This window comes from Paraburkholderia nodosa DSM 21604 (genome assembly GCF_000519185.1).
In the GTDB taxonomy this organism is placed as follows: Bacteria; Pseudomonadota; Gammaproteobacteria; order Burkholderiales; family Burkholderiaceae; genus Paraburkholderia; species Paraburkholderia nodosa.
This window is the reverse complement of record NZ_JAFA01000011.1, coordinates 25,768-39,345: the sequence shown is the minus strand read 5'-3', so window position 1 is coordinate 39,345 and position 13,578 is coordinate 25,768. Positions and strand designations below refer to the sequence as shown.

At 65.9% G+C, this 13,578-nt stretch carries 10 protein-coding genes; 5 read left to right on the top strand and 5 right to left on the bottom strand.

Annotation, left to right across the window (positions count from 1 at the left end):
- Positions 1 to 39: 39 nt before the first annotated feature.
- Positions 40 to 255, bottom strand: coding sequence for a hypothetical protein (locus tag A3CW_RS52385; RefSeq protein ID WP_154677971.1), 216 nt, complete (start codon positions 253 to 255; stop codon positions 40 to 42).
- On the opposite strand from A3CW_RS52385, the gene A3CW_RS0117855 reads away from it, so the two are divergent.
- The 5 genes from A3CW_RS0117855 (at position 254) to A3CW_RS0117830 (ending at position 11,300) form a co-directional block, all read left to right on the top strand.
- Positions 254 to 1,801 (top strand): class I adenylate-forming enzyme family protein, encoded by a 1,548-nt coding sequence (locus A3CW_RS0117855; protein ID WP_028204785.1) that lies wholly within the window; start codon positions 254 to 256, stop codon positions 1,799 to 1,801. The two genes, A3CW_RS52385 and A3CW_RS0117855, sit on opposite strands and share 2 nt — an antisense overlap.
- Positions 1,802 to 2,266: 465 nt before the next feature.
- The gene (locus A3CW_RS0117850) at positions 2,267 to 3,103 is read left to right on the top strand and encodes an IclR family transcriptional regulator (RefSeq protein WP_028204784.1); all 837 of its coding nucleotides are present in this window, start codon (positions 2,267 to 2,269) and stop codon (positions 3,101 to 3,103) included.
- Between the two features lie 399 nt (positions 3,104 to 3,502).
- Positions 3,503 to 4,867 carry an MdtA/MuxA family multidrug efflux RND transporter periplasmic adaptor subunit gene (locus tag A3CW_RS0117840; RefSeq protein ID WP_028204782.1) on the top strand — a complete coding sequence of 455 codons (1,365 nt, stop codon included), beginning with the start codon at positions 3,503 to 3,505 and terminating at the stop codon, positions 4,865 to 4,867.
- Between the two features lie 6 nt (positions 4,868 to 4,873).
- The gene (locus tag A3CW_RS0117835; protein WP_028204781.1) at positions 4,874 to 7,996 is read left to right on the top strand and encodes an MdtB/MuxB family multidrug efflux RND transporter permease subunit; all 3,123 of its coding nucleotides are present in this window, start codon (positions 4,874 to 4,876) and stop codon (positions 7,994 to 7,996) included.
- A gap of 4 nt (positions 7,997 to 8,000) precedes the next feature.
- Positions 8,001 to 11,300: an efflux RND transporter permease subunit gene (locus tag A3CW_RS0117830; RefSeq protein WP_028204780.1), complete on the top strand. Its 3,300-nt coding sequence runs from the start codon at positions 8,001 to 8,003 to the stop codon at positions 11,298 to 11,300.
- Between the two features lie 51 nt (positions 11,301 to 11,351).
- On the opposite strand, the gene A3CW_RS0117825 is transcribed toward A3CW_RS0117830, so the two are convergent.
- The 4 genes from A3CW_RS0117825 to A3CW_RS0117810 all read right to left on the bottom strand — a co-directional run bounded on the left by A3CW_RS0117825 (position 11,352) and on the right by A3CW_RS0117810 (position 13,488).
- Positions 11,352 to 11,615 carry a hypothetical protein gene (locus A3CW_RS0117825; RefSeq protein WP_028204779.1) on the bottom strand — a complete coding sequence of 88 codons (264 nt, stop codon included), beginning with the start codon at positions 11,613 to 11,615 and terminating at the stop codon, positions 11,352 to 11,354.
- 43 nt (positions 11,616 to 11,658) lie between these two features.
- Positions 11,659 to 12,201, bottom strand: coding sequence for a hypothetical protein (locus tag A3CW_RS0117820; protein ID WP_051481547.1), 543 nt, complete (start codon positions 12,199 to 12,201; stop codon positions 11,659 to 11,661).
- Positions 12,202 to 12,317: 116 nt separating this feature from the next.
- Entirely contained in the window at positions 12,318 to 12,785 is a 468-nt protein-coding gene (locus tag A3CW_RS0117815) for a hypothetical protein (RefSeq protein ID WP_028204777.1), read from the bottom strand.
- 139 nt (positions 12,786 to 12,924) lie between these two features.
- Positions 12,925 to 13,488: a peroxiredoxin gene (locus tag A3CW_RS0117810; RefSeq protein ID WP_028204776.1), complete on the bottom strand. Its 564-nt coding sequence runs from the start codon at positions 13,486 to 13,488 to the stop codon at positions 12,925 to 12,927.
- Positions 13,489 to 13,578 lie beyond the last annotated feature (90 nt).

The window sequence follows — 13,578 nt, the reverse complement described above, 5'->3', positions numbered from 1 at the left end:
ATCACGCGATGGTATGGCAGAAACGGGGTGTGAACCAGATCACATGACGCCGCCGCCTTGCGGGCAGACTGTCAAAGTCGCCTTGACGGTCTGTCCAACAAAATTGTCGTTGCCGGGCGTAATGACCGGGCAGAAAATCGAACGCACGTTCACAAACCATGAAGCGTAGCCGCGCGCATCAGAACGGAGATCATTGCGCACGAGCACCGTATCACTCCATCGCCAAGCCATCTTTTCAGTGAGGTATGAGGCCATGTCCGTGAAGTCCCCGTCACCCGAGTCCCCGTTCGTCGACTTGACCGCCATGATTCGCCAACGCGCGGCGGAACACGGCGCGCGTGCGGCCATTGTCTGCGAAGACGAGACGGTCACGTTCGCCGCGCTCGATGCGCTGATCGACCGCTGCGCTGCCGCGCTGCAGCGTGACGGACTGGCACCCGAAGACGTCGTCGCGATCTGTGCGTCGAGTTCCATCTCCTATGCCGCCGTCTTCTTCGGCGCGCTCCGGGCAGGACTCGCGGTCGCCCCGCTGTCGCCCTCCACGCATCCGGACGGCCTCGTCGCCATGCTGGAAAACTCCCGGGCGCAGATCCTCTTCGCCGACGACGCGGTTCGCCAGCTGCTTGCGGGCGTCACGCTGCCGCCCACGCTGCGCGTCATCGACATCAGCGCAGCCGGGCAATACGATGCCTGGCTCGCACCCGTGGGCGCCGCGCCCCGGCATGTGGAGATTCGGCCGGAGTGGGCGTTCAACATCATCTACTCGTCCGGCACGACGGGCGCGCCCAAAGGGATCGTCCAGTCGCACGCGATGCGCTACGCCTATACGCTGCGCAGCCTCGAGCGCGGATATGGGCCGGAGTGCGTCACCTTGATTGCGACGCCGCTCTATTCGAACACCACGCTGGTGAGCTTCTTCCCGACGCTGGCGCTCGGCGGAACGGTTGTCCTCATGCCAAAGTTCGATGCGAAGCAATACCTCGAGCTTGCCGAGCGCAAACACGTCACGCACACCATGCTGGTGCCGGTGCAATACCAGCGCATCCTCAGCCATCCGGACTTCGATCGCTACGACCTGTCCAGTTTCCACTCGAAGTTCTGCACGAGCGCGCCGTTCGCGGCGGCACTCAAGGCGGACGCCCTGCGCAGATGGCCCGGCAAGCTCACCGAGTTCTATGGCATGACCGAAGGCGGCGCGTCATGCGAGCTGTGTGCGGACGAGTTTCCCGGCAAGTTGCACACGGTTGGCCGCCCGTTGAACGGCCATGAAATGCGCCTGATCGATGCCGACGGACGCGAGGTCGCGGCCGGGGAAGCCGGTGAAATCGTCGGGCGTTCGCCTGCCATGATGACCGGCTACTACCGGCAACCGGACAAGACGGCGCAAGCCGAGTGGTACGACGGCGATGGCCGGCGCTTCATCCGGACCGGGGACGTCGGCCGCTTCGACGAAGACGGCTTCCTCGTGCTGATGGACCGCAAGAAGGACATGATCATCTCGGGCGGCTTCAACATCTACCCAAGCGATCTGGAACAGGTGCTCGCCCGGCACCCCGACGTCCTTGAATCGGCGGTGGTCGGCGTGCCATCGGCACGCTGGGGCGAAACGCCGGTGGCGTTCGCCACGCTCCGGCGCGATTCGGCATTGACCGCCGACGCGCTCGCCGACTGGGCCAACGGGCAATTGGGGAAGATGCAACGACTGGCCGACGTGGTGATCGTCGACGCGCTACCGCGCAGCCCGATCGGCAAGGTGCTCAAGCGTGAGTTGCGGGAGCGCTTTAGCGGCGAGGTCGCCTGACCGGCCGCCAGGTGCGGGTTTGCCAGTTTGCCGCCGGCGGAAAAAAAAGCGCCACGTTTGCACGTGGCGCCTTGAAAAGTTCTAGCCATTCCGAGGGCCGTGCTAGAACCTGAGAGACGGTATTCGGCTGCGCCGTGCCATCGGAAAAAGATGCGCAATTATGCGAATTGCATAGCGCCAGGCACATTAAAACCCCGCAATTTTGCGGGGTTGAGGCGTATTACCGAAATCGGATTCCATTTTTTACCGACATGCTGACTAAGTCAAGCAAAATCTCGCCAAAATGCGCCAATCGTCGAGCTTCTGGCATCTATTACAATCGTCTGAAAATTTGCGCCCTAATTTAGGGAGCGCCGCTTTGATCGAACGCAAATGACTGTATCGCGCGGCACGTCCGCGCCGACTTTGTAACGCCTCGCGCGAAATCTCAAAACTGAAATCCTGTTTCGGAAAATTGTCCCGCCAATGACTTCCGCGCCCGATTCGCGCCATCCTGACGACACGCCGCGAGATAAAGACGGCGGCGCCGACGAAGTGACCGCGCTCGCGCGCGGCCTTGCCGTGCTGCGCTGCATCGCGGCCGCCGACGCGCCGCTCAGCAACCGCGAACTGACCGAGCTGACGGGCATTCCCAAGCCCACGCTTTCGCGCCTCACCGGCACGCTCGTGAGCACGGGCTTTCTCGCCCGGCTGCCCGACAGCGAACGCTTCGTGCTCACGTCGTCGGTGCTTGCGCTGTCCAACGGCTTCCTGCGCAACTCCGACATCCGCAGCCGGGCGCGGCCGTTTCTCACGCGGCTGGCCGAGCGCACCGCGCTCTCGGTGCATCTGACCGTGCGCGACCGTCTGGACATGGTCGTGATCGACGCGATCCGCCCGCGCACCGCCGTGCTCGTCACGCGCCTCGAGGTCGGCTCGCGCATCGACATGGGCCGCACCGCCGTCGGGCGCGCCTACCTCGCCGCGCTCGATCCGCACGCGCGCGCCGAACTCACCGCCGCGCTGCAGACCTCGACCGGCAACGACTGGGGCGTCTTCGGCAGCCGGCTCGACGCCGCGCTCGCCGAGACCGCCGCCCACGGCTACGGGCTCGCGATCGGCGAGTGGTACGAGGGACTCAACGCCATTGCGACGGCGTTCGCGGGTCCCAACGGCGAGATCTACGCCATCAACTGCGGCGGCGCCGCGCAGCAGTGCCCGCGCGAGTGGCTCGTCAGCCACGTCGTGCCGCTGATGCGCGAATGCGTCGCGCGCATCGTCGACGAAATCGGCGGCGCCCTGCGCCTGCCCCACGCGACCTGACAACACGAGCGCCTGCGCCTTACAAAAAACACACGAAGGGTGTAACGCTCGTAACGTCTCGAAAGAAACGGCACTGGACTGTAACGAAGCGGGCAACGTAGCATCATGCTTTTTGGCGGCAAGAACCTGCGGCGCCGCCGTCCTTCGCCCGTAACGCCAGCCAGCCGCCAGCGACGCCGCCCATGCCCGTGAGCGCATGGCGCGCCATGCGGGCCGCGGCGCGGCGCGTCCTGACATCTTGCTTGCGCACGACCTGCGTAGCATCGGCGCGCGCCCGCTGCGCCGGTTGCGTGCGCTGCCGTGCGCGCTTCTGCGAGAACTTCGCGGCCGGCACCCTGTAGTGAGCTCAGCCAAGAGCCTTCGAGAACCCGCTTCGAGAACCTGTTACCGACCTGACCGATGGATCAACAAGAAAAGCGCCCGGATTCCCCCCGTAAAGAAACGACGCCGCAGTCCCCCGCTCCGGTCGCCGCGAGGCGCGGCAAGGGCAAGTTCATCGCGCTGGGTGTGGTCATCGTGATCGCCGGCATCGTACTCGCACGCTGGCAACCGTGGAACAAGGCGCTCTCGGGCGGCAACGCCACACCGGCGGCCGGCGCGCACACGCGTCACGGCGGTCCGGGCGCCATGGCCAGCATGCCGCAGCCAGTGAGCGTGACCACCGCGAAGGCCGGCGACATGCCCATCGTCATCACCGCGCTCGGCACGGTCACGCCGCTCGCCGACATCACGGTGCGCACACAACTATCCGGCACGCTTCAGGACGTGTACTTCCAGGAAGGCCAGATGGTGAAAAAGGGCGATGTGCTCGCGCAAATCGACCCGCGCCCGTACCAGATCTCGCTCTCCAACGCCGAAGGCCAGCTCGCGCGCGACCAGGCGCTGCTCGCCACGGCGCGCCTCGACCTCAAGCGCTACCAGACGCTGCTCTCGCAAGACTCGATCGCGAGCCAGCAGGTCGACACGCAGGCCTCGCTCGTCAAGCAATATGAGGGCACCGTCAAGTCCGATCAGGCCAGCGTCGATACCTACAAGCTCGACCTCACCTATGCGCGCATCACGGCGCCCGTATCGGGCCGCGTGGGCCTGCGCCAGGTCGATCCGGGCAACTACGTGACGCCCGGCGACACCAACGGCATCGTCGTGCTCACGCAGCTCGAGCCGATCAGCGTGATCTTCACGACTTCGGAGGACAACCTGCCGCCCATCATGAAGCAGCTGCGCGCGGGCACGAAAATGTCGGTCACGGCCTACGACCGCAGCAACACGACGATGCTCGAAGCCGGGTCGCTCCAGACCATCGACAACCAGATCGACACCACCACGGGCACCGTCAAGCTGCGCGCGAGCTTCACGAACCACGAACAAGGGCTCTTTCCGAATCAGTTCGTGAACGCGCGCCTGCTCGTCGATACGATCCACGACGCCGTGATCGTGCCGACTTCGGCCGTGCTCAACGGTTCGCAAGGGCAGTACGTCTATGTCGCGAAGCCCGACAACACGGTGACGGTGCGGCTCGTGAAGATCGGCCCCGTCGATGCCGAGCGCACCAGCATCGCCTCGGGCCTCGCCGTGGGCGAGCGCGTGGTGACCGACGGCTCCGACCGTCTGCGCGAAGGCGCGAAGATCACGATTCCCGCCGAGCATCCGCAACACGCGAAGGGGGCGTCGGGCGCCGCGGGCGCGAAAGGCGCCTCGGCGGCCGGCGCGGCCTCGGGCGCGCGTCATGGCCATCGCCACGCCTCGCAGACGCAAGCCCAGTAAGCCAGCATGAATCCATCCCGCGCCTTTATCCTGCGGCCGGTCGGCACGGCGCTGCTCATGGCGGCGATCATGCTGGTCGGCCTCGTCGCGCTGCGCTTTCTGCCGCTTTCCGCCCTGCCCGAAGTCGATTACCCGACCATCCAGGTGCAGACCTTCTACCCGGGCGCGAGCCCGGACGTGATGACGTCCTCGGTCACGGCGCCGCTCGAACGTCAGTTCGGGCAGATGCCGTCGCTCAACCAGATGTCGTCGCAGAGTTCGGCGGGCTCCTCGGTCATCACGCTCCAGTTCAGCCTCGACCTGCCGCTCGACGTGGCCGAACAGGAAGTGCAGGCCGCCATCAACGCGGCCGGCAACCTGCTGCCCTCGGACCTGCCCGCGCCGCCGATCTACGCCAAGGTCAATCCCGCCGACGCGCCGATCCTCACGCTCGCGATCACCTCGAAGACGCTGCCGCTCACGCAGATCCAGGATCTCGCCGACACCCGCCTCGCGCAGAAAATTTCGCAGGTGGCGGGCGTGGGCCTCGTGAGCCTCTCGGGCGGCCAGCGCCCGGCCGTGCGCATCCAGGCGAATCCGCGCGCGCTCGCGGCTTACGGCCTGAACCTCGACGACCTGCGCACGAGCATCTCGAACCTGAACGTCAACACGCCCAAGGGCAACTTCGACGGCCCCACGCGCGCCTATACGATCAACGCGAACGACCAGCTGACCGACGCCGACGCGTACAAGGACGCCGTGATCGCCTACCGCAACGGCCGCCCCGTCATGCTCACCGACGTCGCGAACATCGTGCAGGGCGCGGAGAACACCAAGCTCGGCGCGTGGGCGGACGGCACGCCCGCGATCATCCTGAACGTGCAGCGCCAGCCGGGCGCAAACGTGATCCAGGTGGTGGACAGCATCAAGGCGCTGTTGCCGCAGCTGCAGGAATCGCTGCCCTCTTCGCTCGACGTGCAGATCGTCACCGACCGCACCACCACGATCCGCGCCTCGGTACGCGACGTGCAGTTCGAGCTGCTGATGTCGGTGGTGCTCGTGGTGCTGGTGATGTATCTGTTCCTCGCGAACATCTACGCCACGATCATTCCGAGCCTTTCGGTGCCGCTCTCGCTCATCGGCACGCTCGCGGTCATGTACCTGTGCGGGTTCTCGCTCGACAACCTGTCGTTAATGGCGCTCACCATCGCGACCGGCTTCGTGGTGGACGACGCCATCGTCATGATCGAGAACATCGCGCGCTACGTCGAGGATGGCGAAACACCGCTCGAAGCGGCGCTAAAGGGTTCGAAGCAGATCGGCTTCACCATCATCTCGCTGACGGTGTCGCTCATCGCCGTGCTGATTCCGCTGCTCTTCATGGGCGACGTGGTGGGCCGCCTGTTCCACGAATTCGCCATCACACTCGCGGTGACGATCGTGATCTCGGCCGTGGTCTCGCTCACGCTCGTGCCGATGATGTGCGCGAAGATGCTGCGCCACACGCCGCCGCCCGAAAGCCACCGCTTCGAGGCGCGCGTGCATGGGTTCTTCGACTATGTGATCGGCCGCTATGGCGTGGCGCTCGAATGGGTGCTCGCGCGCCAGCGCCTCACGATGATCGTGTTCCTCATCACGCTCGTGCTCACCGGCATTCTCTACGTGATCGTGCCCAAGGGCTTCTTCCCAGTGCAGGATACGGGCGTGATCCAGGCCATCACGCAGATGCCGCAGTCGGTGTCGTATGCGTCGATGGCCGAGCGCCAGCAGGCGCTCGCCGCGGAGATTCTCAAGAACGAGAACGTCGAGAGCCTCACGTCGTTCATCGGCGTGGACGGCACCAACATCACGCTCAACAGCGGCCGCATGCTGATCAACCTGAAGCCGCGCGACGACCGCAGCGAAACGGCGAGCGAGATCATCCGCGACCTGCAAAAGAGCGTGGCCCACGTGCCGGGCGCGACGCTCTACATGCAGCCGGTGCAGGACCTCACGATCGACTCGACGGTGAGCCCGACGCAGTACCAGTTCATGCTCACCACGCCGAACATCCAGGACTTCACGACCTGGGTGCCGAAGCTCGTGCAGCGTTTGCAGCAACTGCCCGAACTCGCGGATGTCGCGACCGACCTGCAGGACCAGGGCAGCTCCGTGTTCATCGAGATCGACCGCGCGAGCGCGGCGCGCTACGGCATCACGCCCGCGACGGTGGACAACGCGCTGTACGACGCCTACGGCCAGCGCATCATCTCGACGATCTTCACGCAGTCGAACCAGTACCGCGTGATTCTCGAAGCCGATCCGGTGATGCAGCACTACACCGACGCGCTGAACTCGATCTACCTGCCCTCTTCGACCTCGAGCACGGGCCAGGTGCCGCTCTCGGCCATCGCGAAGTTCCACGAGCGGCCCGCGCCGCTGCTCGTCACGCATCTCTCGCAGTTCCCGGCCACGACGATCTCGTTCAACCTGGCTCCGGGCTCTTCGCTCGGCGCGGCAGTGAAGGCGATTCAGCAGGCGGAAAAGGACATCGGCCTGCCGGGCTCGTTCCAGACGCGCTTCCAGGGCGCCGCGCTCGCGTTCCAGGCGTCGCTGTCCAACGAGCTGTTCCTGATCCTCGCGGCCATCGTCACGATGTACATCGTGCTCGGCGTGCTGTACGAAAGCTTCGTTCATCCGATCACGATTCTCTCCACGCTGCCGTCGGCCGGGATCGGCGCGCTGCTGGCGCTGATCCTGACCGGGCACGATCTCGACATCATCGGCATCATCGGCATCGTGCTGCTGATCGGCATCGTGAAGAAGAACGCCATCATGATGATCGACTTCGCGCTCGAGGCCGAGCGCCACGAAGGCAAATCGCCGCGCGAGGCGATCTACCAGGCGTGTCTGTTGCGCTTCCGACCGATCATGATGACGACGATGGCGGCGCTGCTCGGCGCCGTGCCGCTGATTCTCGGCTACGGCGCGGGCAGCGAGCTGCGCCGGCCGCTCGGCATCGCGATTGCGGGCGGCCTGATCGTGAGCCAGGCGCTCACGCTCTTTACGACGCCGGTGATCTACCTCGCGTTCGACCGCATCGCGCAGCGTCTGCGCCAGCGCTTCGGCAGCGGCTCGCAAGGCGCGGCGTCGTCTTCGTCGGAGAGCTGACGCGATGAATCTCTCGCGCCCGTTCATCTCGCGCCCCGTCGCGACCACGCTGCTCGCCATCGGCATCGCACTGGCCGGCCTCTTCGCGTTCACGAAGCTGCCGGTCGCGCCCTTGCCGCAGGTGGACTTTCCGACCATCTCCGTGCAGGCCACCTTGCCGGGCGCGAGCCCCGAAACGGTGGCGACCAGTGTGGCGAGCCCGCTGGAGCGGCACCTCGGCTCGATCGCCGACGTCACGGAGATGACCTCGCAAAGCTCGGTGGGCAGCACGCGCATCACGCTGCAATTCGGCCTGAACCGCGACATCGACGGCGCGGCGCGCGACGTGCAGGCGGCAATCAACGCCGCGCGCGCCGACCTGCCCACGAGCCTGCGGCAGAACCCGACCTACCACAAGGTCAACCCCGCCGACGCACCGATTCTGATTCTCGCGCTCACCTCGCCCACGTTGAGCGCGGGCCAGCTCTACGACTCGGCGGCCACGGTGCTGCAGCAGTCGCTCTCGCAGGTGGACGGCGTGGGCGAAGTCGACGTGAGCGGCTCGGCGAATCCGGCCGTGCGCGTTGAGCTGGAGCCGCACGCGCTGTTTCACTACGGCATCGGCCTCGAAGACGTGCGCGCGGCGCTCGCCTCGGCCAACGCCAACAGCCCCAAGGGCGATATCGAATTCGGCCCGCAGCGCTTTCAGCTCTACACCAACGACCAGGCGAGCAAGGCGAGCCAGTACAAGGACCTCGTGATCGCCTACCGCAACGGCGCGGGCGTGAAACTCTCGGACGTGGGCGAAGTGGTCGATTCGGTGGAAGACCTGCGCAACATCGGGCTGGCCAACGGCAAGCGTTCCGTGCTCGTGATCCTCTACCGCCAGCCGGGGGCGAACATCATCGAGACGGTCGACCGCGTGGTCGCCATGCTGCCGCAGCTCAAGGCGTCGCTGCCCGCCGACGTCGAGGTGATCCCGACGTCCGACCGCTCCGTCACGATCCGCTCCTCGCTCAAGGACACCGAGCGCACGCTCATGATCGCCGTGGCGCTCGTCGTGATGGTGGTGTTCCTGTTCCTGCGCAACTGGCGCGCGACGCTCATTCCGAGCGTGGCCGTGCCCATCTCGATCATCGGCACCTTCGCGGCCATGTACCTGATGGGCTTCTCGCTCGACAATCTCTCGCTGATGGCGCTCACCATCGCGACCGGCTTCGTCGTGGACGACGCCATCGTCGTGCTGGAGAACATCTCGCGGCATATCGAAAACGGCGCGCCGCGCATGAAGGCGGCGCTGCTCGGCGCGCGCGAGGTGGGCTTCACGGTGCTCTCGATCAGCGTCTCGCTCGTCGCCGTGTTCCTGCCGATTTTGCTGATGGGCGGCATTGTCGGGCGCCTGTTCCGCGAGTTCGCGCTCACGCTTTCGCTCGCCATTGCGGTGTCGCTCGCCGTCTCGCTCACGCTCACGCCGATGATGTGCTCGCGCCTGCTCCAGGAAGCGCACGAGAAGAAGGAGGAAGGCCGCTTCGCGCAATGGCTCGAACGCGGTTTCCTGCGCATGCAGGGCGGCTACGAGCGCACGCTCGGCTGGGCGCTGGCACATCCGTTCGTCATCCTGCTCACGCTCGTCGCGACCATCGCGCTGAACGTCGCGCTCTACGTGGTCGTGCCCAAGGGCTTCTTCCCGCAGCAGGACACGGGGCGTCTCGTCGGCGGCATCCAGGCCGACCAGGCCACCTCGTTCCAGGCAATGAAGGTGAAGTTCTCCGAGATGATGCGCATCGTGCAGGCGAATCCGGCAGTGGAATCGGTCGCGGGATTTTCGGGCGGGCGCGCGACCAACTCGGGCTTCATGTTCGTCTCGCTCAAGCCCAAGAGCGAGCGCAAGCTTTCCGCCGATGAGGTGATCGCGCAGCTGCGCGGACCGCTCTCGGACGTGGCGGGCGCGCGCACCTTCCTGCAGGCGGTGCAGGACATCCGCGTGGGTGGGCGGCAGTCGAACGCGCAGTACCAGTTCACGCTGCTCGCGGACAACACCGCCGACCTCTACAAGTGGGGGCCGAAGCTCACCGAGGCGTTGCAGGCGCGCCCCGAACTCGCCGATGTGAATTCGGACCAGCAGCAAGGCGGCCTCGAATCGATGATCAACATCGACCGGCAGAGCGCCGCGCGGCTGAACGTCACGCCCTCGCAGATCGACAACACGCTCTACGACGCGTTCGGCCAGCGCCAGGTCTCGACGATCTACAACCCGCTCAACCAGTACCACGTGGTGATGGAAGTCGCGCCGAAGTACTGGCAGAGCCCGACCATGCTCAACGAGATCTGGGTGAGCACCTCGGGCGGCACGGCGAGCGGCGCGCAGAGCACCAACGCGACGGCAGGCACGGTGACGGGCCCGACCACCGCCTCGACGGGCGGCACGGCCGCCACTACCGCATCGAGCGCCGCGACCATCGCCGCCGACTCCGCGCGCAACCTCGCGACCAACTCGCTCGCCGCGAGCGGCAAGTCGAGCGCGTCGTCGGGCGCGGCCGTCTCCACGTCGAAGGAAACCATGGTGCCGCTCTCGTCGATCGCCTCGTTCGGCCCCGGCACGACGCCGCTTTCGGTGAACCACCAGAGCCAGTTCGTGGCCTCGACGATCTCGTTCAACCTGCCGCCCGGCAAATCGCTCTCCGACGCCACCCAGGCGATCTACGACACGATGGGCGAGATCGGCATGCCCGCGACGATTCACGGCAGCTTCCAGGGCACGGCGCAGGCGTTCCAGCAGTCGCTCGACAACCAGCCGCTCCTGATTCTCGCGGCGCTCGCGGCCGTGTATATCGTTTTGGGCATTCTGTACGAGAGCTACATCCACCCGCTCACGATTCTCTCCACCTTGCCCTCGGCGGGCGTGGGCGCCCTGCTCGCGCTGCTGCTCTTCAAGACGGAGTTCAGCATCATCGCGCTGATCGGCGTGATTCTGCTGATCGGCATCGTGAAGAAGAACGCGATCATGATGGTGGACTTCGCGATCCAGGCGTCGCGTGAGGGGCTGAGTTCGCGCGATGCGATCCATCAGGCCTGTCTGCTGCGCTTCCGGCCGATCATGATGACGACCTGCGCGGCGCTGCTGGGCGCGCTGCCGCTCGCGTTCGGGCGCGGCGAAGGCGCGGAACTGCGCGCGCCGCTCGGTATCTCGATCGTGGGCGGGCTGATCGTGAGCCAGATGCTCACGCTCTATACGACGCCGGTGGTGTACCTGTACATGGACCGGCTGCGCGTGTGGTGGGATGAGAAGCGCGGTCGCGCAGCGCCCGCGGCGCAGGCGGAGTGAGTGGGCGGTCTTGCAGCAGAAAACGGCTGAAGCGTGGCTTCAGCCGTTTTTTTATGCGCGTGCCCGTCGAGGCTCGCGCTGGCGCAAATGCGCGGGCAGGCAGCGCACGATCAGATGCAGCACCAGCGGCACGATGATGCCGTCGTCCACGATACCGGCGAGCGGCATCGCGATATTGAACGGGTCGAGCGCATAGAGCGCGAGCAGCGCCGTGGCGGGCACGAGCCACACGGGGCGCCCCGGCTGACGCAGCGCGTGCCACAGCACGCGCGCATCGCCCTTCACCACATGCCATAGCAACGCGAGACGTTTCATCTGCTTCCTCCTTGCGGCTGGCGCGATCGATGCGCTCGCCGCCTCAATGCTGCTCGTGACCCGGTGCGTCCGAGCGCGACGTCCTGATCACGAGCCCATCCGGCGCGAAATGGGCGTTGAACATGCCGTCCCCCGCCACGCCGCCTTCGGCCCAGTGCCAGCTCCACACTTCCTCGTGGCTCAACGCGTATTTTGCTACCGTGGCCGGCTTGCCGAGCAGGCGCCGCACTTCGTCCTGCGGCATGCCCGGCACGACCTCGGCGATATTCTGCGCCGTGAGCGCCTGGGTCATCGCCACGAGCTTGCCGTTTGCGTCGAAGTCGAGCATCCACGTGGTGAGGCCGTTGGGCCCACGCGGGTATTCGAGGCGCTGCGCGCCGTCGTCGTCCTCCCACACCATTTCGGGCTTGCCCGCCTGCCGGCGCACGTCCTCGACCGTCGAAACGCCAATACGCAGGCCGCCGAACGCCATCGAATCGGGTTTGATCGCGTTGACGGCGTCAGCGACCTTTTGCTGGTCGCACGCCGCGAGCAGCGTGGCGCAGACGGCGATCAAGGCCGCCGCGATCCAGGGTTTTCGTGACATATCCAGTTTGCGTTGCCGGCCAGGACTGCCGGGAAGTAGTTGGGACAGCGATGCGTGCGGAACGTTCGGCCAAGCTGCGGCGCACGCCGCCAGACGGCGATCTCGCGGCGTCCTTGTCACAGCTTCTGCGCAATCGCGAGCCTGAAAATGCGCGCCCAGCGCTTCGCCTCACGCTCGCTTTGCATCGGCAATTGCCAAAGCGGGCGCTTCGGATCGGCGACACGCAGCGCCACGTGCCAGCCGTCGGCATCGCGCGCCGGCTGCGCGCCTTGCAGGTCGGCGAAGATATACGCGCCATGCGCCCCGCCCTGCGTCAGCTGGCAGAAGCGCTTGCCCGCCGCGAGACGGGCCTCGCCCCAGGCGCCGGCCACGCGATGCGTCCAGTCGCCTTCGCCGCGCACATTGGGCGCCACGTCGCGCATCCGGCGCCACCACCAGGCGATGAGCGCGACGAACAGCGCCGCGGCAAGCACGGCTGCGCCCACGGCGACACCCGTGCCGAACTGCGCCGCGATGGCGTTGAAGGACCAGTACGCGCCGTAGACAAGCGCGGCGAAGGCAATAAGAACGACGACAATCGGCATGCGGATATTCCGTGCGGCCGGAGAGAAAGGCCAGGATAAATGTGGAGGGACGAGCGGGACAGATCGCGACGAGGCCCGCGCGCGTGGCGGGCCTCGTTTCCTGCGGAGGTTCGCGATGACTCGCGATAACTCGAAATAACTACTGCTGCGGATGCTGCGCAGCCCATTCCTTCAAGGCGCGCAACGTGTTCGTCACATGCTGGTCCGGCGACAGGCTCGTGTATTCGTAGATGATCTTGCCGTCCGGCGCGATCACATACGACACGCGATTGGCCATCGACTCGTGCATCGGCATCGACGCGTCGTACGACTTGATGATCTTCGAGTCTTCGTCGGCGGCCACCGGGAACTTGCTGCGGCACTCGCTCACCGAGAACTTCGTGAGCGTGTCGATGTTGTCGTGCGAAACGCCGATCACGGTCGCGCCGTACTGCTTGTACTGATCGACCGCTTCAGCGAATTCGTGCGCCTCGATCGTGCAACCCTTCGTGAACGCGGCCGGATAGAAGTACACCACCACGGGCCCCTTCTTCAGCTCCGAAGCGAGCGAATAGGTGTAGGTCTTGCCACCCAGCGATGCCTGGGTCGTGAAGTCGGGCGCGGAATCGCCCGGCTTGAGCGTTGCCTGTGCAGACAGCGTAAAGAGCGCAAGCCCGGCGCAGACGAGCGCCGCGGCTCCCGCCGCAAAGAACCTCGGTTTCATGTCAAATGCCCTCGAGTTGAATCGCCACGCCGGCGCGCGTTTTGCCCGCGGGTCTTGCCCATCATGCAAATGAGACGCATGACGCCGCGG

Excerpts from the sequence above, each read along its gene's own strand:
- A3CW_RS52385 (WP_154677971.1), bottom strand. The coding sequence starts at position 255 with ATGGCCTCATACCTCACTGAAAAGATGGCTTGGCGATGGAGTGATACG.
- A3CW_RS0117855 (WP_028204785.1), top strand. The coding sequence starts at position 254 with ATGTCCGTGAAGTCCCCGTCACCCGAGTCCCCGTTCGTCGACTTGACC.
- A3CW_RS0117840 (WP_028204782.1), top strand. The coding sequence starts at position 3,503 with ATGGATCAACAAGAAAAGCGCCCGGATTCCCCCCGTAAAGAAACGACG.
- A3CW_RS0117820 (WP_051481547.1), bottom strand. The coding sequence starts at position 12,201 with ATGTCACGAAAACCCTGGATCGCGGCGGCCTTGATCGCCGTCTGCGCC.
- A3CW_RS0117850 (WP_028204784.1), top strand. The coding sequence starts at position 2,267 with ATGACTTCCGCGCCCGATTCGCGCCATCCTGACGACACGCCGCGAGAT.
- A3CW_RS0117835 (WP_028204781.1), top strand. The coding sequence starts at position 4,874 with ATGAATCCATCCCGCGCCTTTATCCTGCGGCCGGTCGGCACGGCGCTG.
- A3CW_RS0117830 (WP_028204780.1), top strand. The coding sequence starts at position 8,001 with ATGAATCTCTCGCGCCCGTTCATCTCGCGCCCCGTCGCGACCACGCTG.
- A3CW_RS0117815 (WP_028204777.1), bottom strand. The coding sequence starts at position 12,785 with ATGCCGATTGTCGTCGTTCTTATTGCCTTCGCCGCGCTTGTCTACGGC.
- A3CW_RS0117810 (WP_028204776.1), bottom strand. The coding sequence starts at position 13,488 with ATGAAACCGAGGTTCTTTGCGGCGGGAGCCGCGGCGCTCGTCTGCGCC.
- A3CW_RS0117825 (WP_028204779.1), bottom strand. The coding sequence starts at position 11,615 with ATGAAACGTCTCGCGTTGCTATGGCATGTGGTGAAGGGCGATGCGCGC.